Origin of the sequence: Methylocystis sp. MJC1 (genome assembly GCF_026427715.1) — a bacterium.
Lineage (GTDB): Bacteria > Pseudomonadota > Alphaproteobacteria > Rhizobiales > Beijerinckiaceae > Methylocystis.
The window spans coordinates 1100008-1124797 of the sequence record NZ_CP107558.1; the positions used below are offsets into that span (position 1 = coordinate 1100008).

Here is a 24790-nt window from a genome sequence, read left to right on the forward strand (position 1 = left end):
GGGTTCCCGGCGCCGGAATTCTTCTGACCACCCATCGTTCCGCTCGAGAGCCTGTCCCGCTGCCGCCAATGCTCGAACCGCCGGCGCTCCCGCCCCCGGAGCCCATTCCGCCGGCTCCGCCACCCTTGCGCATTCGCGAATGAGGCGCACGCGGCGATCGCAGCCGCTATCGTCATGGCCCTGATGACGCGCTTCCTTGTTTTCCTCCTCCAGACGGTCCGATCCGGCGTCAGACGGCCGGCAGATAGAAACGGTTTTTCCAGGAACAATCGTGGGGAGAACGTATCTCGGAGGGGAATGTGGGCGAGTCGTGATGGAGCTGAAGGCGGAGAGACTTCGACTCGCCGCGCAGGGAACATTGCTTATTTATCCGGTTCACTGGCGTGTTTCGCGCGCATCGCGGCCTTAAATTTCGATCTCGTGCGCGCAGCAAACGCACTGCATCGACGCCGATGGCGTCGATGCCCCTCACTCCGTTGGGAGCAAATCACCCATTTCCACGCTGAGCGGAGACGCCATTTTCAAAACCAGCCCTTGTCAACCCGGGATCGACGCGTGCTCGGCGCTCTGCTGTTCCTTGTCCATTGCTCAGTGCGTTACAGCCGCACGGCGATCCTGCTTTGGCTGGCGCTCGCGGTCGCGGCTGGCGTCTTTTCTTACGCGATGTTTGCGATCGATACGGACGTCAATAATCTGATCTCGCGGGACCTGCCCTGGCGGCAGAGAGAACTGGCTTATCAGGCCGCTTTTCCTCAAGGGAGAGATACGATTCTCGCGGTTGTCGAAGCGCCGACGCCCGAGCAGGCGGGCGCGGCGTCGCATGCTCTTGCGACTGCATTGACCGAGCAGCCGGCGCTTTTTCGAACCGTCGAGGAGGAGGGAGGCGGGCAGTTTTTCACGCGCAACCGTTTTATTTTTCTGCCGACAGAGGATGTCCGGCAGATCATGGATCGGCTGACGAGCGCAAAGCCCATCCTCACCTTCCTTGTAAGCGACCAGAGCTTGCGAGGTCTCGCAAAAACGATCGTCTATGTTCTGCACGGGTTGCAGGCCGAGGGCTATTCGCTCGACTATCTCGCCAAATCCTTCAACGAAGCTTCTGACACGCTGGAAAGGCTTGCGCGGTCTCAGCCCGCGGCCTTCTCCTGGGCGGATATCCTTCAGAGCGCTTCGGAGCCATCCGGACGCCGGCGATTGATCCTGGCGCAACCAAAGCTCTTCACCAAGGAGCTTCAGCCCGGAAAGAAAGCAAGCGACGCCATTCGCAAGGCTGTCGCGGATCGCGATCTGCATTCGAAATACCAGGCCGATATACGACTCACGGGACCCGTGCCGCTTTCCGACGAGCAGTTCGCCAGCGTGCAGGAGGGAAGCGCCGTCAACGGCGCCATTACAGGGGCGATCATTATCGCCATCCTTTGGGCGGCGCTGCGATCCTGGCGGCTTACGGTCGCCGTCGTCGTCTCTTTGTCCTTGGGCCTCGTTGTCACCGCTGGATTGGGGCTTCTTGTCGCTGGCGCGCTCAATCCAATCTCCATCGCCTTCGCCATGCTTTTCGTGGGTCTCGGAGCGGATTTCGCGGTTCAATATACGGTTCGATATCGCGCTCAGCGCCACGAGGCGGCGCAATTGACCGAGTCCTTGATGCAATCGGCGGAAATTGTCGGCGTGCCGCTGACGCTGGCAGCAGTTTCGGCGGCCGCTGGCTTTCTTTCGTTCATGCCGACGCATTATCGGGGGCTAGCGCAGCTTGGGGAGATCGCCGGCCTCGGCATGATCGTGGCCTTTGCATCGACCTTCACGCTTTTGCCGGCGCTCGTCAAAGCGCTCAATCCGCCAATAGAGCCGCGCGCCATCGCGCAGCCAAGGCTTGCGCCAGTGGATCGCGTTTTGAGACGGAGGCGTGACGCCATTATCGGCGGAACGGCGTTGCTCGTCACCGCAGGCTCGTTTTTCATCCCTTCCCTAGTGTTCGACTTTAATCCGCTTCACCTCCAGCGGAAGACATCGCAAGCCGTCACAACTTTCCTCGAACTGAGCCGCGATCCGATGATAGACGCCAACTCTGCGCAAGTCGTTGTGGGTCCGCATGAAGACGCTCAGGCTGTCGCCGCCAGAGTCGCCGTGATTCCGCAGGTCCTGGACGCGCGAACGATAAAGAGCTTGATCCCCACCGATCAGGCGGCCAAGCTGGATATCATCCGCAGCGCCAATGAAACGCTCGCCCCAGCCTTCAGCCCCAAGATGAAGCCGAAGCCGACCGACCAGGACAGTGTTTCGGCGCTCGAGACGGCGCGCGGAGAGCTCGAGAGCGCCGCGGACCGGGAGCATAGCCCGGGATCGCAAGCCGCTCGACGTCTGGCCAATGACCTCGGCGCGCTGGCTGGCGCGGACGCATCGGCGCGCGCGAGAGAGGAGACCGCATTTCTCACGCCGCTTGGGGAAGACCTCGACGCCTTGCGGCTTTCGCTCGATCCGACTCCGGTCACGCTCGAAACGCTGCCGCGCGCGTTTCTGCGCTCCTGGATCTCCGAGGATGGGCGCCAAAGAGTCGACATCTTGCCGAAAGGCGATCCGAACAGTGAGGAGACGATCCGCAGCTTCGCGAGCGCGGTGCTGGCCGCCGAGCCCAACGCGACAGGGCGGGCGGTCGCTATCCTGATGTGGTCCCGGACGATGATCACGGCGCTGGTCGAGGCGGCCGCGATCGCTTTCTGCGTGATTGCGGTTATCCTCTGGATTCCGTTGCGGAGGATCGGCGATGTTTTCCTGACGTTGATTCCGCTGGTCGTTGCGGCGATCGTCACGCTCGAGATTTGCGCACTGAGCGGGTTCAAACTGAACTACGCCAATATCATCGCCTTCCCGGCGCTGCTCGGCGTCGGCGTCGCGTTCAAAATCTACTACATTACAGCTTGGAGGCGCGGCGAGATGGCGTTCCTCCAATCGCCGCTGACGCGCGCCGTGTTTTTCAGCGCGCTGCTGACGGCGACGGCTTTCGGCAGCCTGTCGGTGTCGAGCAATCCGGGAATGTCCAGCATGGGCGAGCTGCTCGCGCTCTCGCTGGCTTGCACGTTGGCCTCGGCTGTCCTGCTCCAGCCGGCGCTGATGGGCGAGCCGCGAGAGGGGGAAGCCGAGGACGGGGACGCTCGGTAATCGCGGTATTGAGGAATTGCCGCTGGGGCTGCTGCAGCAGCGCAAGCCGGCTAAGCTCTTCGCCGAGCCGCGCTGCTCGCGTACAGGAATATGGCGGCTGCCTGAAGCTCACAAGTCAGCCGCCAGGTCGAGCTGGCCGTCGTTGGGTCTCCCTCTTGAGGGAAACCTCGGAGCTTTCCGTTCGCTCGATCACAACGCCCGAGAGCGTTGCATCGATTCAATCTTTTGAACGTCTTGCGGTTCGCCGGTTGCGCGAAAATTTTTTGGGCAAGCGCGCTCGGATCGAGCCAGCCGCAAATGAGATCCAGAAAGCAGACCCCCGCGCGCCGCTTGGCCGGCCTCTATCCAGGGACAGGCGCGCATTGCATTTGGTCCCATTCAATCCCGGACTACTATTTCGCGGGACGCCTGTTTTACAATCTGTGAAGGCGAAGTCTGTTGCGATGATTTGCAGATAGGGAGGCTTGATGGAAGAGCATACGATCAAGCGGTTTCTGCCTTGGGTGGTCGCGACGGCGCTTTTCATGGAGCAGCTCGACGCGACGATCGTAAATACAGCCGTCCCCGCCATGGCTGAAAGCTTGCAAGTGAGCCCGCTGAGCTTGAAGGCGGTCGCCGCGAGCTATGTTTTGAGTCTGGCCGTCGGCATCCCGGTGAGCGGATGGATGGCGGATCGCTACGGAACAAGAAAGGTTTTCGCCGCCGCCATCGCCGTTTTCACAGTCTCGTCGATTTTGTGCGGATTGTCTCAAAACGCCGGGCAAATGGTCGTCGCCCGAATTCTTCAGGGCGCCGGCGCAGCTTTGATGACCCCGGTCGGAAGATTAACCGTCGTACGGACCTTCGAAAAGGCGGAACTGCTGACGGCGATGAACTTCGTCATCATACCGGCGCTTGTGGGGCCTCTTCTCGGCCCTACGGTTGGCGGCCTCATCGTGCATTGGTTCTCGTGGCGCGACATATTCTTCGTGAATGTCCCCATCGGGCTGATCGCGCAATGGCTGGTCCATCGCTACATGCCCAATTATGTGGAAGACACGAGACGTCCTTTCGACTGGGTGGGCCTCGCCCTGTTTGGATCGGGGACGGCGCTTCTTTCCTGGCTTCTCGAAATATTTGGAGAGCATCAAATCCGCCCCGCCTTCGGCGCTGGGCTTTTTGCAATAGCGATGGCGCTTCTTCTCGCCTATTGGGCGCATGCGCGGCGCGCCGCTTTTCCATTGCTCGATCTTGCCTTGTTCAAGAAGCGGACATTTCGCGTTTCGGTAACCGGCGGCTTCGTCACGAGACTCGGCGTCGGTGGATTGCCCTTTCTGACGCCTCTGTTGTTTCAGGTGGGCCTTGGGCTTCCAGCGTGGGAATCGGGTCTGCTGATGATGCCGACGGCGGCGGCCGCCATGGGCATGAAATTCATCTCGGCGCCCATACTCGCGCGATTTGGCTACCGCACCATCCTGGTCACCAACACTGTGATGATCGGCGTGACGACCGGCCTGTATTCCCTGGTGACCGCGAACACGCCTCTCGAGGCCGTGGTCGCAATCGGTTTTGCGCTGGGCTTTTTCAATTCGCTTCAATTCACAAGTATGAACAGCCTGGCCTACGCAGACGTCGAGCCGCTGGAGTCGAGCATGGCCGCCACCATCGCCAGCTCGTTCCAGCAAGTATCGATGAGCTTCGGTCTTGCGATCGGATCGCTGGCGGCGGCCTGGTTTCTCGGCGCAGCGCCGCAGTCCAATCCCCAGGCGGTCATTGGCGCCCTTCACAACGCTTATCTATTTCTTGGCGGGCTGACTGTCCTCTCGTCTCTGTCTTTCTGGAGATTGCGCGCATATGACGGCGCGAGCGTTAGCGGCGCGCAAGCGGAAATGGCTTGAGACCCAAACGCGCCGCCAACCGCCTCCATGTCTGTAACAATATGATTTTGATTGATTTTATCCTTTGATAATGCTCAGGGAAGGCACGCAACCCAGGGAGACGGCATGCCCTCCATCGCTGAGCTTGAAGAACAATTTGCGAAGGCCCTCGGCAAGAGCTTCGACGATTTGACCGACGAAGAGCATGAAGCCTTCGGCGTCATGATCGCGCAAGGCTTACGGGAGGCCGCGGTGAACAAGGCCCAGAAAAAGGAATAGAACGGCAGGGCGGGGCGAGGTCGCCAAGGCGCTTAGCGCGCTTTCTGCTCGCAGAAAATCACGCGAGGAGAGATCACGCTTAGACCGGGAGTGTCGAGCGCATTTTGTTTCGGAATGCGTTCTCGACTATCGCACGCCGTCGGGCGCATTCGCCTAGTGCCAGCCCAACAGGCAGACATTGGTCCAGATCTGCTCGAACCCGTTCCAGACGTTCTGGAAGCAATCGCGGCCGAAATCGTGTCCCTTGTAGCACGTCGGGCACTCTCGCCAGGCGTAGGGCGGTGGCCGCACGGCAATTGAAGGGCCAACATAGATTGCGGTTGCGGCCGCCGGCTGCGCGATCGTTTGGCCAACAAGGAGCGCGGCGGCGGCCGCAAAAATCAGACGCTTCGCAGCCATGGCGTTTCCTCCTGGTCGAACCAGCTATGGCGCCCGAGGAGCCTGGCAAGCGCGCTCTGTCAGGGATTTTGGGGCCGCCTGTCGGAGCGCATGCTGGTCCGCAACTTGCGAGTCGGAGGGTCGATATCTTTCTTTGAGAAGGCGACCCCGATGGCGTTCACCTTTATCTGTCAGACAAGCGCCGTAAGCGAAGGGGACATGGGCCTCTTCCAGGCCGGTCGCAAAAGCGTGCTCCTGGTTTGGCCAATGGGTGGCGAGCTCAAGGCGTATCGCGGGCGCTGCCCGCATGCAGACATGCCGCTGAGCGAGGCAACCTTTAACGGGCAGACGGTATCCTGTCCGCACCACCAGTGGGGATTCGACGGCGCCAGCGGCAAATGCGTGACGCATCTCGTGCGTAATGCTCTCCATCCTTACGAGCTACGCGTGGAGGGCGACGAGATTCAGGTCGACGTCGGCCCGGCCAAGGCGGCGCGTGCGCCGGCGTGATCCTTACCCGCCGGGGTGGCCAAAGGGTCGAGCCTGTCGCCGAAGCTGACCGAGCAGCTTGGGCGGCCGGCGCCTGTCGAGGGAGGGACGGCGCCGGCCGGACGACGTGCGCAGGGTTTATGCGCGCATCGTCAATCAGCGTCGGAGCAAAGCTTCAACGACTTCTTTTCCAAGAAGCTGACGGAGCCGTCCGAGGATCTGCAACGTCACGCCGAAGACGCCGAGCGACATCCATCCGAAAAAGACGAAGCCCCAATGCAGAGGGCCCGCGAAGCCCTCGTCCATCGCCCAGGAGGTGTGGCCCCATTCATTGAACCCGACGTTCGGGATTGTCATGAAGACGCCGCCGACCAGCACAAGGAAGGCGAGCGAGTAGCCCTGGGCAAAAAAGGGCAGCCGCGTCTTCGCATAGAAGAAAGCGCCGAGCCCGATGATCGCGAACAGCGGGTAGGAAATATAAAAGGTGACGATGTTGCTGGGGGTGAAATCCGTGTCGCGCACCGCGGTCATGTGCCAGACGGCGGTCTGCTCGGAGAAGAAGCTTAGGCCCCAATACAGGGCCAGCGCAAAGACGACCAGCCATTGCACGAGATAGAGAAGCCGCTGCGTCTCCCGAGCGGGCGAAAGCTTTTCGAGCTCGCGGTCGCGTGTGCGCCAGAGGTAGCCCGCAAGGAGCGTTGCGCTGGCAATAGAGAGGACGATCGCGGCCTTGAGCAGATTGCCCCAATAAAGCTGGAACTCTGGGTCGAAGGAGTCGAGTCCGGCGGTCCAGCCGAAAGCTTGCTCGAAGATGCGAAGCAAGGCGACGAAAATGGTCAAGGCCAGAACGCCAAAAAGGAGCGGCTTGATATTGACGATCCGCGTGGCGCGCTGTGCGGCGCCGGCGGCGTGCGTGTCGGTGATGCTCATCGATTATCTCCATAAAATTGCTATCGATCGCGCGGAGGGCTTTTCCGCGCGGCTGCTATCGGGGCGCAAAGGCCCGGCAAGAGGCTGGCTTTGCTCAAGCGTCTTGAAACGAAAGGGGGGCGCTAATCGGCGCGCCGCGACGCGGTTCTTCTCGCGATCCGTGATCGCCTCTGCGGCGGAAGTCGCAAAGGGATGATCTCAGGCGGAAACCGCTCGGGCCTGGGAAGGGGGCGCGCGTGGAGACTGCGGCGCTCTTTTAGGCTCCATCCGACGTTCTGGAGCAGATCGCGTCGGCGGCAATTCAATCGTCGTCGCGGGCGAAATTGGAACTCTGATGGCGGCGTATGTTTTCGGCGGCGGCGCGCCCAACGACCCGCAATGCAAGATGCAGCACAGGCCGTGACGATGGCCGCCATGAGGAACGGCTGGCCATCCGTTGTCGATTGGCGCATCTTGAGTCGAGCAGATGACATCAAGATTGGCAGCCGCGAGAGCCGGCGCGCTCGCGAAAGAAAGCTGCAAGAGCAGCAAGCTGGCGACGATTGTCGCCAGCAGCCGCGTAAAGCTGCTCTCTCGCTTGAGGTTTGGATCCACCGCCGCCGCCTTTGGTTCCAGGACGAGAGGCTAGAGAGGGACACGAAGGCGGTCAAGCAAACCCCTATCGAGCCCATATGCGGCGAAACGCCGCGCAGGATCTGTGTCATGCGGGCGAAGCGCGGCCCGCTCGCTGTGAAGTTCGCCCGTCGCCGAACCAGCCGGGCGGTGGGGCTACAGGCCGCGCGCCCAGGCCGGCCGTAACGGCGCCGCCTCCGGCGCGGAGATTGCCCGGCGCAATTCTTCGAGCAGACGCGTTTTGTCAGCGCCGAGCGTTCCCTTGAGAACGAGCCAATTCGAGGCGTGGTCGCTGCGGAAGACCGTCCTCTTCAGCTCCAGCGCCGAAAGGAACAGCTCCATTTCTTGCATCAGCTCCAGAATGTCGAGCGGCTCCCAGCCCGGGAAATTTCCGCGCAGCCGAGCGTCGCCGTAAGGAAAGCTCACGACGAGCGTGGCGAGGAATTCCGGTTGCGCGGCATTCATCAGCGCCGCGGAGTTGAGCGCATGCTGGCGGGATAGCGCTTTGCCGCCCAGGCCATTGAGGATCATGACCGAGCGCTTGACGCCTGCCTCCTGCAACTTTTCGAGCGCTTCTCGTGTGGTTGCGAAAGTTTCGCCTTTGTCGACCCGCGCCAGCACTTCATCGTCGCCCGATTCCGCTCCGACATAGACGAGCGAAAGACCGAGCTCCTTGAGCTCTCTAAGCTCCGCCGCCGATTTCTTTCGGACGTTGCGCGGCAGGCAATAGCTCGACACCCGACGCACTCCCGGCAGGTCGCGGCGGATCGCCTCGAGCACGGAGACGAGGCGGCGGGTCGAAAGCGTCATTGCGTCCCCATCCGCCAGGAAAACGCGCTTAGCCTCTCCGCCGAATTGGTCGCCGCAGCGTTTGATGCTCTCCAGCGTTTCGCGCTCGTCTCTAGGGCGGAAGCGCTTCTGCGGAGCGGTGTACATCTCGCAGAATGTGCAACGGTTCCATGAGCAACCATTGGTAATCGGCAGGATCAGCGAGTCTGCTTCGCTCGGCGGGCGGTAGACGGGCTCGACATAGTGAATGGGGGCGTTCGTCATGTGGGGCGGCAGAGCGTTGGATGGGGTGGCGGAGCTTAACGCAACTGCGGCGCCAGCCGAAACGTCTTTTTCTAAGCGCTCAGGAGCGAGACGCTTTGTTTTGGCGGCCAGTCATGGGCGGCTCCTCGGCGTCTGCAGGAGCGGGCTCCCAGCCCGATACGCTTCGCCCGCCATATTCGTGCGAGCGTCGCCTTTCCTCCGTGACGAACTCCGGCAGGGAGGGGCCTGTGGCGCTACGCTCGAGGCGCCTGGCGCGCTCATCGAGCCGGCGAAGGGCGTCGAGCCTGTCGGCGTTTCCGAGCTTGGCCTTGCTGATCGCGCTCCTCAATACATCGATCGTCTTGTCATACACGTCGAGGGGAACCGGATAGGGATGGCGGTCCTTGCCGCCGTGAGCGAGTGAGAAGCGCGCGGGGTCCGCGAAGCGGCAGGGCGCGCCATGGACGATCTCGGCCACCATCGCCAATGACCGAACCGTGCGGGCGCCAACGCCCGGGACAAGCAGCAAATCCGCAAAGTCTTTCGGTCCCTGATCAGCCGCGGAGGCAAGGGCGCCGTGCAACCTGCGGAGCATCACATCCTTGGGGCGGACATCATGATGGGCGGGCATGAAAAGGTGTGGGAGCGTCGCCTGTGCGGGCGGCGGCTCGGTTCTTCCTTCGGTGGCGGCGATCTCGCGCAGAAGGCCATCCGGTCCAAGATCCCGCAGAAGATCGAGCTGGCGCGTGCGCGAGGCGTTGGCCCTGTAGTCGGTGAGGTTGACGATTTCCCCCTGGTTCTCGCCATCGATCGCCGCGTGAGGGGCCTCTATAAAGTCTTTGAGCCCTTCGGAAAGCCAATGGTAGCGGCGGGCATAGCGCGTCTCGCCGTTCATCCCCTGCTGAACGACCACCCACTTGCCGTCGTCGGCCACGATGAAGCCATGCAGATAGATATCGAATCCATCCTGCACGGCGGCGCTATCCACCTTGGCGACCAGCCGGCTGGCGCGCGCAAGCGCCTCACCGTCGAAGCCGACGCGTTCGCCGATGGTCGTCAGCTCGAGCGGGGTTTGCCGAGAGCGTGCGCCTCGGCCGCCGCAGACATGGACGCCAAGCTCTCCTGCAAGCGGCTCCAGGCCGCGTCTGAGCGCGCCGATGACGCTGGTGGTGACGCCTGACGAGTGCCAATCCATGCCCATGACCGCGCCGAAGGATTGGAACCAGAATGGGTGGGCGAGACGGCGCAGGAACTCGTCGCGACCGTAATGATGCACAATCGCTTCGGCGATCACCGCGCCGAGGCTCGCCATGCGTCGGCTGAGCCACGCCGGAACGCGGCCGTAGTGAAGCGGCAGATCGGCGCTGCCTGAACGTCGTGTCACGCGAGAATCCCGGAAAACCGACTTGTACAGGCAGGATGTATCCGCTCGAGCCCGACATGCAAGGCCGTTATAGCTCTTCGCGCCCCGCCTGCGAAGTTTTCGCCGGAACGGCGCCAAGATTGGCGGGTCCGGTCGGCGCTTCGCCCGGTAGCGCGGTCCGCTCGCCGAGCGAGTCTCGAACATATAATTTCTTGACGAGAACAAACAGGGTGACGGTCAGCGGGGCTGCGAAGATCGTTCCGACCAAGCCGAAAAGCGAGCTGATCGCCGCAATGCTGAGCACCATGACCGCTGGGGGGATATAGACCATCTGCCGCTGTATCAGGGGCATGACGAGGTGACCCTCCGTTTGATGAATCAAAACATAGGCGGTGACTGTCCAAGCGATTGCCGAAGGAGTGAGAGTCACGGCGACAAGGACCGCCGGTATGGCGGCGACAATCGGCCCCAGATAAGGGATGAATTCGCATGCGCCGGCGATTACCCCAAGCGCGACAGGCGAGGGGAGACCGATGACCCAAACTGCAAGGCCCGACAGCAACCCGATGATCGCCATCTGCATCAATTGGCCCTGCAACCATAGTCTCAAGCCGTCCGCCAGATGATCGATTGTTTCATCGACCGTGCTGCGCATTTCAAAGGGGAACAGCATGCTGACGCCGTCGCGATAAAGCGTCGGCTGCGCCGCCAAATAAACCCCGGCGAAAAAAGTCACGATGACGGCGAGCAGGAAGGTCGCGCTTATTCGGAAGATGCCGCCCACAAGCTGCGCAAGGGGAACGTTGGCGTTGCTTATGTGAGACAATAACAGATTTCCGAAGGCGGACTCGTGTAGCGCTTTGTCGATGCTCTGCCTCGCCTCCTCTATGCGCCGAAACACCTCCTGCATTTCTGAGCCGACGCCAGCCCCGAACAGATAGCCAACGCCGCCGATTACCCCGATGATAAGAAGGCCCGACGCCAGCAGCGCAACGGGCCGCGGCGCTGCTAGGCGTTGAAAGGGACGTGCGCACAGATCGAGCAGCGTTGCGGTGAGAATCGCCCCGATCACGACAACGATCACGTCGAAAAGCCACCAGACGAGTATCGGCGTCAGCGCCAAAGCGATAAAGATCGCCGATCGCTTGGTAAATTCTGCGTCTGTCACCCGGCCTCCTTTCTCTCCGTCAACAAAAGAGCGTGAAGCGCCGCAGTTGGAACGCGCTGTAAGAGGCCCAGTTCCGCCGGACCACGCTTGCGCGTCCCTGTGCGGTTGGAACCAACGCGTCACTTGTTTCGTTCGTCTTCGACTGCGCGGAGACTCTCATGGAGCTTATCATTTCGTGCATATGGGCGAGCATTGTTGCATTGCTGATCGGCCGCGCCGCTTCGCAACGTCGCTTGTTATCGATGGCGCAACCGAGCCCGGCGCCACCGGCGGCGACTGCCGAGAGCGTGCTTGTCGTCATCCCGGCACGAGACGAAGCCGCCAACATCGCTGCCTGTATCGGCGGATTATCGCGACAAACCTACCCACGGTCGCAGTTCCGCGTGTGTATCGTAGATGACCACTCGACGGACGGCACAAGCGACATAGCTTCGGCACTCGCGGCAGAGCTTGGAAATTTTGTCGTCCACGCCAGTCCGCCGCTTCCTCACGGTTGGGTCGGAAAATCCCACGCCTGCTGGATTGGCGCGACGCAAGCGCTATGCGAGCTTCCATATTGGATATGCTTTATCGATGCGGACGTGGTCGCGGAGCCGCAGCTGTTGGCGAGCGCCGTTCGAGAAGCCAAATCGCATGACCTCGATCTCCTCTCGCTTGCGCCCAGGCAAAATCTCGGGACATGGGCAGAGCGTCTCGTTATGCCTTGCGGGCTCTACTGCCTCGCCTTTTCGCAAAGCCTGCAGGAGCTGCAGTCGCAGCGACATCCCGACGCGATCGCTTCCGGCCAGTTTCTGCTCATCCGCGCGGAGTCATACCTATCGGTCGGCGGGCACAAAGCAGTCGCCGACGCCATATGTGAGGACGTCGCTCTCGCGCGACGCATAAAGCAGCAGGGCGGGCGCGTCGCGCTTCTCGACGGACGCCTATTGCTTTCCGCCCGTATGTATCAGAACTGGGCAGGGCTGAGATCGGGCTTTGCCAAAAATCTCGTCGAGACCTTCGGCGGGCCACGCCGCACGCTCGGCGCCGCGACGAGCGCGCTGATCCTCGCCTGGGCCGCTATCGTGATCCCTTGCATCGACGCGATTGCTTGCGATCAAAGCGAAGCATTTGCGTGCTTGGCGCTTGCCATTGCGCTGATCGCCTCCGCATCGGCCTTTGGATTTCATCTCGCCGGTGCGCGTTTCTTTGCAATTCCCTTTTGGTACGGGCTTCTCTTCCCGCTAGGCTACACTTTGGGGGCCCTTATCGCGGCCGACAGCCTTCGATGCCGTTTTACGCGCCGCGTAAGCTGGAAAGGGCGGGTCTATCGATGACGACCCGGGCCCCTGAGAGCGCAGCAGGCTTGGCTCCTCGGAGCCCTAGCGCACTTACACTGATCGTGAGCGCCGCGGTCCTTGGCGTCGTCTTCCATGAATTGAGATGGGCGCTCTTGCCTTTCGTCCTTGCCAGTCTGTTGGCTTATCTCTGCAACCCGCTCGTGGAGCGGCTTTCGGTCAAGTTCCAGGGCTCCCGCCTGGGCGGCGCCGTTGTGGTCTTCCTTGCAATTCTGGCATCTGCGCTCGTCATCGCGTCACTGGGCTTACCGCCTCTGCTGCGGGAAATGGAGCGGTTGGTCACAGACCTCCAATCCGTCTTCAGCAAGCTCGCGCATAGTTTCGTCGATGACAGGACGGTGATGGTTCTAGGCAAGAGCATGAATGCGGAGCAGCTAGCCGAAGCTGCGGCGACGGCAGTGCGTGACTGGACGGGCCAGGCTGGGCGCGTCACAGAGCTTGGGACGATCAGCTTTGCGGTTTTCTTTGGGTGCGTCCTCGTCCTTGTGCTTCTCTTCTATCTTCTCCTGCAGGGGCCCGAGATTTGGGAAAGCCTCCTTTGGCTTGCGCCAGCAGAAAAACGGCCTGTAATTAGAAAAATATGGTCGCGTCTTGGGCCGCTGCTATGGAGGTATATTCTCGGCGTTCTCATCGTCGTCGCTTATGCGATCCTTGCCGCCTACATCGGACTCGGCCTCGTTCTCGGCTTGCGACACGCTCTTTTTCTGGCCTTGATCACAGGCGTGCTGGAAATGATCCCCGTGATTGGGCCCGGCGCCTCTGCGCTGATCGCCGGGCTTGTCGCGATCCGCAACGCGACTGGCATCGGGCCGGTGATTGGCTATGCAATTTACGCGATTGTGCTGCGCCTCTCCATCGATCAGCTTCTCGGTCCCTTGGTGCTTGGCGCGGCTGCGACTGTCAGTCCGGTGGTGATCATCTTTTGCTTTCTTGTCGGCGGGGCCTTGTTCGGCATTCCGGGGATTGTTCTTGCGGTCCCAGCGGCGATCGCCGTGAAAACCTCACTGGCCGTGCTGCGTGACGAGCCGCCACCAATTCGCAATGGATGACACATGGACCCCTTCCGGCGCCGAGCTCTCGTGGTCCTCAAAGCGGTTTTCGCGGATGGTTCGTTGCCGTTGCGTCTGATTTTCTGGGACGGCGACGCATTCGACTTCGCGGCCGCGCCGACGGTGGCGATCGTGTTTAGCAGGCCAGGCCTCTGGCGCGCGCTTCTCAAAGGCGATTTCGCTCTGCTGGGAGACGCACATGTGAAGGGCGAGCTTGTTGTCGAAGGGGATTTGACGGATCTCATAGAAATCGGCGTCAGGCTTTCCAAGCGCTTGGAGGCGTTGTCGGCCTTCCGCGCCCTTAAATTCCTCGCAAGCTTGCGGCTGCGGCGACGGTCCTTGGAAAGGGACGCCGCCAATGTAAGGCGCCACTACGATGTCTCGGATGCGTTTTATTGCCTCTGGCTGGACAAGCGTCTCGTTTATTCCTGCGCTTATTTTCACGACGGCGACGAAGATATCGATCGAGCGCAGGAGCAGAAGCTCGATCACATCTGCCGCAAGCTGATGTTACGGCCGGGCGAGGCTCTTCTGGACGTAGGCTGCGGTTGGGGCGCCCTTCTGCAATGGGCCGCAGAGCGTCACGGCGTGACCGGTCATGGCGTAACGCTCAGCCAATGTCAGTTTCATCATGCGAAAGAGCGGCTGTCGTCCCTCCATGGCAAGGCGACTGTGGCGCTGCGGCATTTCGCCGAGCTCGAGGATAGCGCCGCTTTCGACAAGATTGCGTCGGTGGGCATGTATGAGCATGTCGGAGCCGATGCTATTGCGAGCTACCTCAAGAAAATCACCCGGCTGTTGAAGCCCGGCGGCGCCTTTCTCAATCATGGGATCATATCGCCGGGTGGCGCCCGCCGCGGTCCCAGCGGCGGCGACTTCATCGAACGTTACGTCTTTCCCGGAGGTTCGGTGTCCTCTCTTGCCGTCCTCGTCGAGGAAATGGCCAAAGTTGGATTGGAGGTAATCGATATAGAAGATCTACGGCCACATTATGCGCGAACGCTTATGCTTTGGTCCGATGGACTGGAGAAGAACCGAGAGCACGCGATCGAATTGGTTGGAGCCGAGACGTTTCGAATTTGGCGCGTCTATCTCGCGGGCATGGCCTATGCGTTCGATCACGGCTTTCTCTCGATTGCTCAAGTGCTCGCTGTAAAGCCGGAAGGCGGCAGGCCAGCACGGCGCCCATGGACGCGCGCTCACCAATATATTTTCTGATGGCCGCCGCATCTGCGCGCCAAGCGCCGACCGCTATTGCGGGAATTACGGATAGCGCGAGAGGCAGGCGTGCTTATCCTGCTGTGTATGTTTTCTACGAGCGACGCTATGGCCAAGCAAATGGGGCGTGCGTATTTGGCGGCTTTGACGCCAATGGTGGAGGCGATCGATCGCCGCCTACGCGACCGCCTGCAGGTCATAGAATATTCGAATTCGCCGGATTGCGTGTTTCGTCTGCAGATCATCAACTGCGAAGGCGATCTGCAGCTGGATGACGGGACCAGGTTGCGGCGTGGCGATCGCGTGATCGATCTCCATTTGTGGAATGAGCAAATCCCACGCATGCCAGATGGCGCGCCGACGCTTGCTTTTGCCCGAAGGATCGAGCGCTGCGTCGAGCTTTCACTTTCGGAGCTCGCGAAATTTCTTGCGGCGCGGCGCGACCTCGACGACATCCGAGCGATCCGCGGGAATATGAGTCTCGGCGCGCAGCATCGTTCTGATCAAAGCGCGCGGATTGCCGCGAGATACGGGTTTGAAAGAGTCTCCCAACTGGAACCGCCGTCGTTCGCTCGAACTCTCCATCGGCTGGGTGAGAATGTGCTCGTCACCATGCTCGCACTGGCGCGTAATCCGGGCTCGGTAAGAGGCGATACGCTCTGGCGTGATCGAACCTTGACCTATCTTTCGCGGCGCACGCTCGAAAATAGATACGCCGGCTGAAACGCTTGCGCCAAGTCGAGGGACGCCTCGCGAGACCATGCGGAGCCGCCCGCTGTGTTTGTCCTCGAATGAAGATGATCTCCGATGCAGAACATGCTGAGCGTATTTTCTGCCCTATGCGAATCCAGTGCAATGCTCGGTTGTGTTTATTTGGTCGTCGCGATCTTCTCCGTTTGGCGATTTTCGCGACGGCGCGATCCCGAAGCCTTTTGCCAGGCGCCGGTCAGCCTGTTGAAGCCGCTGCACGGAGACGAGCCTGGGCTGTTCCTCCGGCTTTTAGGCAATTTCGAGCAGGCTTACGAAGGGGCGATTCAAATGGTCTGCGGCGTCAGGGACGACGCCGACGCGGCGGCGGCGCGCGTGCGTCAGATTCAGAAATCCCGCGGCGACGCGGTCGATTTGATCGTGAACGCCAGGCAGCACGGGCTCAATAAAAAGGTTTCCAACCTCGCGAATATGGTCCGGTCGGCCGAGAACGATCTGCTGGTCATCTCGGATAGCGACATAGAGGTCGGACCGAATTATCTAGGGAGGGTCGTCGCCCATCTGCATCGCAATAATGTCGGGGCCGTCACCTGCCTCTACCACGGGGTTCCTGCCAGCGGCTTATGGGCGCGCTATGCAGCGCTTGCGATCAACAGCCACTTTCTGCCGAGCATGATTGTTGCGGTTACATTCGAGCTCGACCAACCCTGCTGTGGGTCGACGATCGCAATTCGAAAGCAGACATTGCAGGCGCTTGGCGGCTTCGAGCGTTTCGCGGAACATTTGGCGGATGACTACGAAATTGGACGAGCAGTTCGGCGCGCGGGTTACGATGTGGCGATACCGACATTCACAGTCGCGCACCATTGTTTTTCGGAAACTCTGGGATTGCTCCTGACGCAGGAGCTGCGCGCGGCTAGAACGGTAAAGTGCATCAATCCGATTGGCTATGCCGGGGCGTTTATCACGCATCCATTTCCCTTAGCTCTGGGAGGCGCGCTCCTGGAGGGGGGAGAAAATGTCGCCTTGGTCGGGTGCAGCTTGGTTCTGCGCGCGTTGCTGTGCGTCGCCGTGGAGCGAACATTCAGGCTGCCGAGGCAGCCTTACATGCTTTTGCCCTTCAGGGAGCTTCTTTCTTTTCTGGTCTTCTTCCTGAGCTTTTGCGGAACCCAAGTTAATTGGCGAGGGATGGATTTCGATGTGACAGGCTCAGGGGTTCTGAAGGCGTCGAAATGGCGTGAGAGACAAGAGCAAGGACAGTCTTGAACCACGACGACGCTGCAGGAGGCTTTGTTCGTAGTTGATAAGGCGGGATTACAACGAAAAACACATCGTCTGGCCGTAATGTCTTGCATTCCGCCCAACCTAAGTAGTTATACATATAATCGACTGAACTATTGCATGTAGCTTGGCGGTGTAATTTAGCTGTTAATGACCTTTTCTCGGACTTGACGGATTCGTTAAATTTATCTTGCAACGAAAACTAATCTGGCTAAAGTTTAAATCCGCGTTGTGTTGTCGTTTGCGTAGGGGGTTGCCCATGATTGGAGAAGCTCAAGACGAGATCTTTTCGCGTGAAGAGATTTTCGCGAGCCAGAACTTATCCGACGCCTTCTCGCCGTCCGTCGTCATCATCGAAACGAGGGCGCTCATTCGAGAGTGCTTGGCCATGTGCCTGCAAAAGAAGCTCGGATTGCCAATTCTCACCTTTCCCGACGTCGCAGCCTGGAGTCAGGATCCGACAGGCGCCGCCGCCTGTGTCATTATCCTCAGCGGCGTCGACAAGCAGATCGAGAGCGAGCAATCGGAGCTGATCCGGGAATTGGCGCAATGGGAGAAGGATGTTCCGGTTATCCTCTTCTCGGATAACGAAAACCGAAGCCAGATCGCCAACAGCCTGCGGTGTGGCGCCAAGGGATATATTCCGAGCGATACGCCGCTCGAAGTTGTCGCCAGGGCGATCAAGCTCGTGCTCGTGGGCGGCGTGTTCGTGCCCGCGAATGTCCTGATGGAAACACGGCAGGAAGAGTCGCACGACAGCATTCGCTGCGACGCGAAGTTCGATTTCACAGCACGCGAAAATGATGTCGTAAAGGCGCTGCTCAAAGGCAAATCCAACAAGGTCATCGCCTATGAGCTCAGCATGAGCGAGAGCAGCGTGAAGGTCCATATCCGCAACGTCATGCGCAAGCTGCAAGTGCGCAACCGCACCGAAGCGGTGATCCGGATCGCGGAGATTGTTCGCGGCCAGCCGGGGCAGCAGGAGGAATCGCCGCCGCCTTTATGCGCGTGACATGGCCTGCAACGAATAAAAGCCGCGGCGCAAATTGCCCGCGGTTTTTTCGCGTGTGATGCGGGTTACTGATTGAAGGTCGGTAGCGCCTTGGTGGGGTCGAAGTGGTAATTCAGACCAAGCCTCGCCATTTCTCCGCCAAATCGCGTGCTCGCCGATAGGGCGGCTTTGTTGGCGAGGGCCCCGAAGAACTGGGTCGAAATCGCGCCGGCCGCATATTGAACCCGCCCAAGGTCGTAATGGAGATATTCGGCCTTCAAGCTTATGTCTGGAGCGAACTTCCACTCGAGGCCCGCGCCGAGCGTCCATCCAACTCGGCCAGCCGAAAAATTTCCGGCAGAGCCCATCGACTGGAGGAAAAGAACGGACGAGTCGCTTTGATGCGCGATCCAGTTTTGAACTGTCGCGCCGCCATAGGCCAGGCCGCCGGTTCCATAGGCGAGAAACGAGGGCGTCAGCAGGAACCCGCCGCGTATTCGTAAGGTGCCGAACCAGTCGAGCGTTTTCTCGTTCTGGACCGCCGTGCTGGAGACGCCGGACGGGACGCCGACGACTGAATTGGGGGCCAAACCAATGAAGCCGCCGCGGCCTTTTTGGCTCGCTCCCTGCATGTCGGCTTCGACGCCAAGAAGATAATTGCCGATCAACCAATTGTAGCCAGCTTGGCCACCGCCCAGCGCGCCATTGGCGGGCGCGCTCGAAACGCCTGTCGCGCTTGCGGCCATGGGGCCGACGAGATTGGCAAAAACCGTCCGGTCAATATCAGCCTGCACCGGGGCGGCAGCCATTGCTACGGTTGGGTGCGCGTCCCAAGCGTAGCCGGCGTTGAGCCCGGCATAGAAGCCTTGCGTGAACGCCGCCGGAGTCTTGGCCGGAGATTCGCTCGCTGCCCGGCCGAAGAAATAATTGAGGCCCAGGCGCGCGACGTCGCCGCGAAATTGCGTGTGCGCGCCAGGCAGGATGACATTGCGATCGCCAGTTACAGTGAGGTTGGTGACGAGAGGAGAGAGCGCGTAATTCACGCTTCCAAGATCGTAATGCAGATACTCGGCCTTCACGCTTACGTTGGGCGCGAACATCCATTCGAGACCTGCGCCGATCGTCCATCCAACCCTGAAGCCTGAGTAGCCGCCGGTTGCGCCGGCGGATTGCAAAAACGGGCCGAGCGGCGCGAAGGGCGCCCAGTTCTGCCGAACGAAAGTGCTCGCGCGCGCGTCGCCGTAAGCCAAACCGCCTGTCGCATAGGCGAGGAACGTCGGCGTAATGAGATAGCCGAGCCGGCCGCGCGTCGTTCCGAGCCAGTCGACGTTCTTCGTGTGGTCGATGCGCGTTGCCAAAGGCTCGATGGCGAAGAGCTGATTTCTTGTATCGATCTCGAAATAGGACGCCGTGGCGTTTGAGAGGCCGTGCCGGGTCCGCGCGTTCGATCCTTGGATGTCCGTCTCCAGACCGGCGACGACTTTGCCGAATTGTAAATTATAGCCTGTCTGCGCGCCGCCGATGAAACCGCCTCCGGCTTCGATCGCTCGGCCCCTCAGGCCATTTGCCGATGCGAGCCAATGGGGCGTTATCCCGGTAAAAAAGGAGTCGATGCCCGTCCAGAGCGGCGCGCCAGCCGTGGCGATCTCGGGCATTGGGTCCCAAGTGTAGCCAGCATTCAGACCTGCGTAGAAGCCTTCCCATAAGGCGGGCGCCGGCTTTTCCTCCGGCGAGCCTTTTTTGAAGATGCCGGTAGGGGAAGCCGGCGTCGCCTCGGGCGCGAAGGGGGCACCCGCGAAGCGCATGTTGTAATTCACATTGGTTCGATAGCCGCGTTCGCGGAACGGTATGTTTGACAGGTCGCGGCCAAATTCGATCGACAGCGACTCGCCGAAGGGCGTGCCTGTGAAATTTGTATCGGTCCGTACGCCGCCGCCAAAGGTCTCCGCCCAAAGATGCCGGAAGAATCCGGGTGGCCGGTCTTCTCGCACGCCGCTGCCCCAGGCGCCGAAGATGTAAGGCGCCACCAGATGATTATAGCCGAGGAGGGCGAGATTGACCGGCCTAGACAGTTCCGCGCGGGCGGTTGCGCCGCGGTCGACGTTGAGCGTGCCGGACGCATAGCCCGACACCGCCTCGGGCCCGTCCATCAGAAAATTCTCCGGGAGCATGAGCGGCTTGCCGAAGCTTGTCTGCATGCGGCCGATCGCGGAGAAGATGAAGTTTTCCGGCAGGCCGACGTCCAGGCGGCCTTTCAGGTTCAGCCGGTTGAAACTGGGGCTCGCGCCCAGGTGCGATAGCGGCGGGCCAAAGGCAATGTCCGTGCTATCCAAACGCCCGCCCAGCCCCCGCGCATATGCGACAAGTCCGGTGAAGGTGGCGTTCTCAAACCAGGGAAGGCGATATTTCGTGTCGCTGGACAATCGAAGAACGCTGTAGCGGTCTCTGAAAATGTCCTGGAGCGGAGAGGGAGTGGGAGTCCAGACCGGGTAAACGAGACCGAGGGGCAGGGGCCCGTAACGGTAGCGGTTGTTGATGTGCTCGGCGTCCGCTTGAACGCGCAGCGTGAGATCCGTCGTGAGGAAGAGCGGATAGGCGACGCGCGCATAGACGCGGTCGAAGCGGCCCGTGACTCGCTCCCCCGCAAAGAGAAGGTCGTCTGGAAGAGTAGAGAAATAGGGGGAAGGGCGGGACCGCGCCATGAGATAGCCTGCGCCAAAGGCCAGACCGTCGGCGCCGATCGGCACGAAAATATCGGTGCTATAGGCTTCGCTTTTCGAGGTTCCGCTAAAATAGCGGTCGAAATCCGGGGTCGACGACACAGCGCCGGAGATTTGTTCGCCCCAACCCAGGGCGTTGTTCAGTGCGAAGGACTGGGCGAATTCCCAAGTCCCATATTCGCGCGGCAGACGATTGGTGATCGCGCTCGCGCCGGCGACGCGGGTTTCCGCCACCGAGACAATCAGCGCGTAACCGTCGGAGGAGTCGAGCGGCGTTGTTGCTGCCTGACCGCTGACGCCAGCGATCGCTCCGATGAGCAAGGTGCGCCGCTGATATTCCGCGGCGGCCAGATGGCGCTGGCCGACGAGCGGCTGTAGCCGCGCGCGCACAAGCTCCCGAGTGCGTTCGGAAACCGCGGAGAGATCGAGTTTCTCGATAAAGCCGTCAGTTACCTCGAGCTTTACATCGCCATTGGCGAAATCCGGCCGCGGCGCTGAAAGCGTCGCGAGTGGAAAGGCCTTCGTATAGGCTGCCTGAAGCTCAGCGGCCGCCTGATAAATCTCGGCGAGGCTCAGCCGTTTGCCCTGGAGCCTCTGGGCGAGCGCGGCATTCTGCTCGCCAAGCTCAGGAAATGCGCCGGTGATCGTGACGGCGCGGACGGTGACGAATTTCTTTTCCGCCCCTTTGGGCGCTTGAAGGCCGCCTCGTCCACGCGAGGCGACCGTTTGCACCTCGCGCTCTTGCGGCAGTTTTGCCGCTGGCGCGAGCACTGTCGGGTTCAATACTTGCGCTCGAGCCATGGACGCAGGCCATGCGACGCTCGCAGCGCAAGCCGCCAGGCAATAAGCGCCAGGACCAAGGCGTGGATGCTTCGACCACTTCTTGTGCTTAGCCAAAGGTTTCTTTGCCTATTTGCGGGAAGGGAATTGCCGGGTGGGGGAGCGCATTGCCTAAATTTAAGCGCCGTGGCAGCGATCGTGCCAGTATTCGATTCGATATCGATGGCTGTTTTCAGGCAATGCGATGTTTTTACAACACATAAAATACGTAATCATACGTATTTCTGCGTATTATTACTTATATAGGCGCAACCGTGCGGCTTTGCGCTTCCTTGTGAAGCTGAGGTAGTCGTTTCGGGAATGAACTTCGCAGCTACTTATTTTAAGTTAAGCCAAAAGGGCGCCTATCAGGACAGCGCTTTCGATCATAGGATTTTATCGAGCGACCGAAGTAAAACTGCCAAGTGTACAAGTAGTTCTGGAGGGTGCGTTCATGAGAAAAATGCTGGCTTCTCCCGTGGCTTTTTTCCTTTCCTCCAGCTTCGCTTTGGCAAGCCCGCAAAGCATTCCAAATGTCGCCGTGGTCACGCAGATGGCTGGCGACATCAATGGCGCCTTCGCGCTTCAACAGGCTCAAATCGGGCAGAATACGGGCAGACACACAAGCAATGTCGCGCAAATCGGCCAATATATCTTTGGCGCCTCTCAAGGCTCGTTGGTCTACCAGAGCGCCACGATCAATCAAATTTCGATCCTTCCGCTTTCCTCTTTCTCGGGCGGCTTTTGAGCGTTTCGAGAAGGAGGCTTTGGCGCAAGGGGCCTGGCAAGCAAGTCGCCGGCGCTTTTGCTGCGGATAAGTATTTATGAGCAGGAGCAAAGCATGCGCTGCGTCACAATTTCCGCCGTTTTTTGCGCTGGAACGCTCGCGGCGGGCGCTGAGCCCTTACAAGTCAATCAAATTTATGGGTTCGACTCGCCGCAGATCAGCGTCATAGCCGCCGTGCAAATCGGTCAAAATACCGGCGTCGCCGCACACCAGGGGAGCGCGGTCAATATCTTCCGAGCCAATCAGATCGGCCCGGTCGCCTCTGCCGACGTAACCCAAAGCGGCTATGTCAACCGCGCGGCCATTCTCCAGATCGGTACAACGTCACCCTTTATCGCGTCGGGCCAATAATCTTCAGCCAGGGCGTCGACGCACAGAAAAGCAATGAAATGAAAAAGCGGCGAGGCTCTGTTTGGAGCGCGGGGCGCAACCTTTGGGGTTGTTCGCCCCGCAACCGCATTGGCAAATTCATCTCCGACAGGCAATCTCATTAACCTCCTGCAGGATGATGGAGAACGAGGCGATGAGGCGGCTTCTTCAGAAAACATTGCTCGGATTGGCGCTGTCCGCTGCGGCGCTCTGCGGCGCATATGCGCAGGTTATCGACCTCTCCGCGTCGAAGGTGGTGGACTTGAGCCACCCCTATGACGCCAACACCATCTATTGGCCGACCGAGCCTACTGGGTTTGAGCTCAAGCAAGAGCACAAGGGCGTCACCAAGGGCGGCTTCTTCTATTACTCGAACGCTTTCTGCTCTCCCGAACATGGCGGCACCCATATCGATGCGCCGATGCATTTCGCCGAGAACCGCTGGACCAATTCGGAGATCCCGCTCGATCGCTTGATCCGCCCGGCGGTGATCATCGATATTTCCCGGAGCGCGGCGAAAAACCCCGACTACGCCCTCACTCCCGCGGACATCGCCGCATGGGAGGAGGCAAACGGCCGCATTCCCGACGGCGCGATTGTTCTCTTGCGTACGGGATGGAGCGCGCGCTGGCCCGATCGCAAGGCATATCTCGGCGACGATACGCCGGGCGCCGTCGACCATCTCCATTTCCCGTCTTTCGGCGTGGAGGCCGCGACCACGCTGATCGCTGAACGGCATGTGTCGCTGATCGGCGTCGATACGGCGAGCGTCGACGTCGGCGCGTCGAAGGAATTCCTCGTGCATCGCGTTATCGGCGCGGCGAACGTTCCCGGCCTCGAGAATTTGACAAATCTCGATCAGCTTCCAGCGACAGGGACGATCGTCATGGCAATGCCGATGAAGATTGCGCAGGGTTCAGGTGCGCCAGCGCGAGTCATCGCTTTCGCGCCGCGCTGACGAAGCGATCTATTCGTGATGGAAGTTTCGCAAAACCGCCGTCAACGGATGCGTCTCGACCGAAACCTCGCCCGTGAAGGGGTGATCGTAGCTGACGATGACAAAGAGGCCGAGAAAGACGATGGACGCGAGGCCCCCGGTCATCGTCACTTGTGAACGCAGATTCTCCACGCCGAAATAATAGGTGAAGCCGACTGTCAGCAACGCGCCGAAGACGAGCATCGTCCAGAGCGCCGGCGGGACGACGCCCATAGCCAAGTGCAGCCGGCCGCGCCGCGCCTGGGTAATATTGCCGAGCTCCCTCATGATCTCGACGCCGATCGCAGACGGCTTGCTGTCGCCCAGCCGCATCGCGGCGGTGTAGACGTCATCGAGCGCCTTGGCGGTCTCGCGACTTTCCCCGCCCTCGGCCATGCGCGGCCACTCGTCTTCGATCACCGTTTTTAGATATGTGTCTACTGCGGTTCGCGTCGCTGCGGCGGCTTCGTCAGCGCCCGCCGAGAGGCGGTAGAGTGTCGCAGAGGATCCGGCCTCCTGCAGCACGAGAAGCTCGGCTTCGCTGAACTTCTCCCAGACGGAGACGATCGCGAAAGCAAGGATCACGGCGTAGATCACGCCGACGGTTGCGAATTTGAAGCCGGCCACCTCATTGTTCTTGACGAGGACCGAAAGCGGATAGCGCTTTCGTACGACGACCGGGCCCATCATGGCGATTGCCGTCGGCAGCAGCACCGTGAAAAAGGCCCCGAGCCACAGGGGAAGCGAGCACAGGAAAAGCAACAAGTTTTCTCTCCGGGCCAAAAAAATCAGGTGATCAAGGCCAATTCAGGCGAGGCGGGGCAGGTTGTCAAATAGGAAACGCCGCTGGGGCCGGAACGTTAGTGGTTAATTAATTATTTTCAATTTGAATTGAGTGCACATGATTCGCTTCCGCCCAGACGGAAGCGCTCACATCAGCAACTTCCGAGGCGCAACAATGAGCCGCTTGGAATCCCGAACCTTAGTCGGCCGCGCTGACATCGGTGGCGGCGGACGAAGCGCGCGTCCTATCTATGACGATCTCGCCGGCTCAGCGTTGCTGCGCCGCGCGGGTAAGGCAAGCGGCGCCCCCGCGCTCCGTGGCGATCAGGGGACGGCGCTTCTCGCTTCTCGTCGGAAAAGCGAACCCGAGGATCGAGTCACCGCTCAACTGCGCGATTTCTACCAGACGATCTTGCGCGAACCTGTTCCAGAGCGTCTCACGGCCCTGGTCAAGGCGCTCGAAGCCGGGGGCCGTTAGTCCTCGGCGCG

At 60.5% G+C, this 24790-nt stretch carries 22 protein-coding genes; 14 read left to right on the forward strand and 8 right to left on the reverse strand.

Annotation, left to right across the window (positions count from 1 at the left end):
* Positions 1-555: 555 nt before the first annotated feature.
* The 3 genes from OGR47_RS05315 (at position 556) to OGR47_RS05325 (ending at position 5291) form a co-directional block, all read left to right on the forward strand.
* On the forward strand, positions 556-3156 hold the full coding sequence (locus tag OGR47_RS05315) for an MMPL family transporter (RefSeq protein ID WP_165047571.1): 2601 nt from the start codon (positions 556-558) through the stop codon (positions 3154-3156).
* Positions 3157-3623: 467 nt separating this feature from the next.
* Positions 3624-5033 (forward strand): MFS transporter, encoded by a 1410-nt coding sequence (locus tag OGR47_RS05320; RefSeq protein WP_165047572.1) that lies wholly within the window; start codon positions 3624-3626, stop codon positions 5031-5033.
* Between the two features lie 105 nt (positions 5034-5138).
* Positions 5139-5291, forward strand: a complete 153-nt coding sequence (locus OGR47_RS05325) for a hypothetical protein (protein WP_165047575.1) — start codon at positions 5139-5141, stop codon at positions 5289-5291.
* Positions 5292-5444: 153 nt separating this feature from the next.
* On the opposite strand, the gene OGR47_RS05330 is transcribed toward OGR47_RS05325, so the two are convergent.
* Positions 5445-5690, reverse strand: a complete 246-nt coding sequence (locus tag OGR47_RS05330) for a hypothetical protein (protein WP_165047577.1) — start codon at positions 5688-5690, stop codon at positions 5445-5447.
* A 150-nt stretch (positions 5691-5840) separates the two neighbouring features.
* Here OGR47_RS05330 and OGR47_RS05335 point away from each other — a divergent pair, with 150 nt between their 5' ends.
* On the forward strand, positions 5841-6179 hold the full coding sequence (locus OGR47_RS05335) for a Rieske (2Fe-2S) protein (protein WP_165047579.1): 339 nt from the start codon (positions 5841-5843) through the stop codon (positions 6177-6179).
* A 135-nt stretch (positions 6180-6314) separates the two neighbouring features.
* On the opposite strand, the gene OGR47_RS05340 is transcribed toward OGR47_RS05335, so the two are convergent.
* The 5 genes from OGR47_RS05340 to OGR47_RS05355 all read right to left on the reverse strand — a co-directional run bounded on the left by OGR47_RS05340 (position 6315) and on the right by OGR47_RS05355 (position 11263).
* Positions 6315-7088, reverse strand: a complete 774-nt coding sequence (locus tag OGR47_RS05340; RefSeq protein WP_165047581.1) for a methane monooxygenase/ammonia monooxygenase subunit C — start codon at positions 7086-7088, stop codon at positions 6315-6317.
* Positions 7089-7286: 198 nt separating this feature from the next.
* The gene (locus OGR47_RS21865; protein WP_368856430.1) at positions 7287-7682 is read right to left on the reverse strand and encodes a DUF2946 family protein; all 396 of its coding nucleotides are present in this window, start codon (positions 7680-7682) and stop codon (positions 7287-7289) included.
* Between the two features lie 174 nt (positions 7683-7856).
* Positions 7857-8753: a radical SAM protein gene (locus OGR47_RS05345; RefSeq protein WP_165047583.1), complete on the reverse strand. Its 897-nt coding sequence runs from the start codon at positions 8751-8753 to the stop codon at positions 7857-7859.
* A gap of 79 nt (positions 8754-8832) precedes the next feature.
* Positions 8833-10116 carry a DUF763 domain-containing protein gene (locus OGR47_RS05350; RefSeq protein ID WP_206527373.1) on the reverse strand — a complete coding sequence of 428 codons (1284 nt, stop codon included), beginning with the start codon at positions 10114-10116 and terminating at the stop codon, positions 8833-8835.
* 67 nt (positions 10117-10183) lie between these two features.
* The gene (locus OGR47_RS05355) at positions 10184-11263 is read right to left on the reverse strand and encodes an AI-2E family transporter (protein WP_165047587.1); all 1080 of its coding nucleotides are present in this window, start codon (positions 11261-11263) and stop codon (positions 10184-10186) included.
* A 158-nt stretch (positions 11264-11421) separates the two neighbouring features.
* Here OGR47_RS05355 and OGR47_RS05360 point away from each other — a divergent pair, with 158 nt between their 5' ends.
* From OGR47_RS05360 to OGR47_RS05385, 6 genes are all read left to right on the forward strand, one after another.
* Positions 11422-12579, forward strand: coding sequence for a glycosyltransferase (locus OGR47_RS05360; RefSeq protein ID WP_165047588.1), 1158 nt, complete (start codon positions 11422-11424; stop codon positions 12577-12579).
* 65 nt (positions 12580-12644) lie between these two features.
* Positions 12645-13649, forward strand: a complete 1005-nt coding sequence (locus OGR47_RS05365; RefSeq protein ID WP_165047590.1) for an AI-2E family transporter — start codon at positions 12645-12647, stop codon at positions 13647-13649.
* A 3-nt stretch (positions 13650-13652) separates the two neighbouring features.
* Positions 13653-14867 (forward strand): SAM-dependent methyltransferase, encoded by a 1215-nt coding sequence (locus OGR47_RS05370; RefSeq protein WP_165047592.1) that lies wholly within the window; start codon positions 13653-13655, stop codon positions 14865-14867.
* A 108-nt stretch (positions 14868-14975) separates the two neighbouring features.
* Entirely contained in the window at positions 14976-15590 is a 615-nt protein-coding gene (locus OGR47_RS05375; protein WP_165047595.1) for a YkoP family protein, read from the forward strand.
* A gap of 132 nt (positions 15591-15722) precedes the next feature.
* Complete coding sequence (gene hpnI, locus OGR47_RS05380; RefSeq protein WP_165047597.1) at positions 15723-16841, forward strand: bacteriohopanetetrol glucosamine biosynthesis glycosyltransferase HpnI; 1119 nt, start codon at positions 15723-15725, stop codon at positions 16839-16841.
* A 274-nt stretch (positions 16842-17115) separates the two neighbouring features.
* Positions 17116-17868, forward strand: a complete 753-nt coding sequence (locus OGR47_RS05385; protein ID WP_165047599.1) for a response regulator transcription factor — start codon at positions 17116-17118, stop codon at positions 17866-17868.
* A gap of 65 nt (positions 17869-17933) precedes the next feature.
* Here the strand turns inward: OGR47_RS05385 and OGR47_RS05390 are convergent, their stop codons facing one another.
* Positions 17934-21368: an outer membrane beta-barrel protein gene (locus OGR47_RS05390; RefSeq protein WP_165047602.1), complete on the reverse strand. Its 3435-nt coding sequence runs from the start codon at positions 21366-21368 to the stop codon at positions 17934-17936.
* Positions 21369-21840: 472 nt separating this feature from the next.
* On the opposite strand from OGR47_RS05390, the gene OGR47_RS05395 reads away from it, so the two are divergent.
* The 3 genes from OGR47_RS05395 (at position 21841) to OGR47_RS05405 (ending at position 23500) form a co-directional block, all read left to right on the forward strand.
* A complete protein-coding gene (locus tag OGR47_RS05395) occupies positions 21841-22134 on the forward strand; it encodes a hypothetical protein (protein ID WP_165047604.1) in 294 nt (97 codons plus the stop codon).
* Positions 22135-22227: 93 nt separating this feature from the next.
* Positions 22228-22524 carry a hypothetical protein gene (locus OGR47_RS05400; protein ID WP_165047606.1) on the forward strand — a complete coding sequence of 99 codons (297 nt, stop codon included), beginning with the start codon at positions 22228-22230 and terminating at the stop codon, positions 22522-22524.
* A gap of 172 nt (positions 22525-22696) precedes the next feature.
* The gene (locus OGR47_RS05405) at positions 22697-23500 is read left to right on the forward strand and encodes a cyclase family protein (protein WP_165047608.1); all 804 of its coding nucleotides are present in this window, start codon (positions 22697-22699) and stop codon (positions 23498-23500) included.
* 9 nt (positions 23501-23509) lie between these two features.
* On the opposite strand, the gene OGR47_RS05410 is transcribed toward OGR47_RS05405, so the two are convergent.
* Positions 23510-24283 (reverse strand): DUF4239 domain-containing protein, encoded by a 774-nt coding sequence (locus tag OGR47_RS05410; protein WP_165047610.1) that lies wholly within the window; start codon positions 24281-24283, stop codon positions 23510-23512.
* Between the two features lie 193 nt (positions 24284-24476).
* Between OGR47_RS05410 and OGR47_RS05415 the strand changes: the two genes are divergently transcribed.
* Positions 24477-24779 (forward strand): NepR family anti-sigma factor, encoded by a 303-nt coding sequence (locus tag OGR47_RS05415; RefSeq protein WP_165047612.1) that lies wholly within the window; start codon positions 24477-24479, stop codon positions 24777-24779.
* The last annotated feature ends 11 nt before the right edge of the window (positions 24780-24790 follow it).

What these genes read in the sequence shown, in the direction of transcription:
- OGR47_RS05390 (WP_165047602.1), bottom strand. Translation starts at nt 21,368, where the DNA reads ATGGCTCGAGCGCAAGTATTGAACCCGACAGTGCTCGCGCCAGCGGCA.
- OGR47_RS05330 (WP_165047577.1), bottom strand. Translation starts at nt 5,690, where the DNA reads ATGGCTGCGAAGCGTCTGATTTTTGCGGCCGCCGCCGCGCTCCTTGTT.
- OGR47_RS05375 (WP_165047595.1), top strand. Translation starts at nt 14,976, where the DNA reads ATGGCCAAGCAAATGGGGCGTGCGTATTTGGCGGCTTTGACGCCAATG.
- OGR47_RS05415 (WP_165047612.1), top strand. Translation starts at nt 24,477, where the DNA reads ATGAGCCGCTTGGAATCCCGAACCTTAGTCGGCCGCGCTGACATCGGT.
- hpnI (WP_165047597.1), top strand. Translation starts at nt 15,723, where the DNA reads ATGCTCGGTTGTGTTTATTTGGTCGTCGCGATCTTCTCCGTTTGGCGA.
- OGR47_RS05325 (WP_165047575.1), top strand. Translation starts at nt 5,139, where the DNA reads ATGCCCTCCATCGCTGAGCTTGAAGAACAATTTGCGAAGGCCCTCGGC.
- OGR47_RS05340 (WP_165047581.1), bottom strand. Translation starts at nt 7,088, where the DNA reads ATGAGCATCACCGACACGCACGCCGCCGGCGCCGCACAGCGCGCCACG.
- OGR47_RS05360 (WP_165047588.1), top strand. Translation starts at nt 11,422, where the DNA reads ATGGAGCTTATCATTTCGTGCATATGGGCGAGCATTGTTGCATTGCTG.
- OGR47_RS05335 (WP_165047579.1), top strand. Translation starts at nt 5,841, where the DNA reads ATGGCGTTCACCTTTATCTGTCAGACAAGCGCCGTAAGCGAAGGGGAC.
- OGR47_RS05385 (WP_165047599.1), top strand. Translation starts at nt 17,116, where the DNA reads ATGATTGGAGAAGCTCAAGACGAGATCTTTTCGCGTGAAGAGATTTTC.
- OGR47_RS05405 (WP_165047608.1), top strand. Translation starts at nt 22,697, where the DNA reads ATGAGGCGGCTTCTTCAGAAAACATTGCTCGGATTGGCGCTGTCCGCT.
- OGR47_RS05320 (WP_165047572.1), top strand. Translation starts at nt 3,624, where the DNA reads ATGGAAGAGCATACGATCAAGCGGTTTCTGCCTTGGGTGGTCGCGACG.
- OGR47_RS05345 (WP_165047583.1), bottom strand. Translation starts at nt 8,753, where the DNA reads ATGACGAACGCCCCCATTCACTATGTCGAGCCCGTCTACCGCCCGCCG.
- OGR47_RS05400 (WP_165047606.1), top strand. Translation starts at nt 22,228, where the DNA reads ATGCGCTGCGTCACAATTTCCGCCGTTTTTTGCGCTGGAACGCTCGCG.
- OGR47_RS05395 (WP_165047604.1), top strand. Translation starts at nt 21,841, where the DNA reads ATGAGAAAAATGCTGGCTTCTCCCGTGGCTTTTTTCCTTTCCTCCAGC.
- OGR47_RS05370 (WP_165047592.1), top strand. Translation starts at nt 13,653, where the DNA reads ATGGACCCCTTCCGGCGCCGAGCTCTCGTGGTCCTCAAAGCGGTTTTC.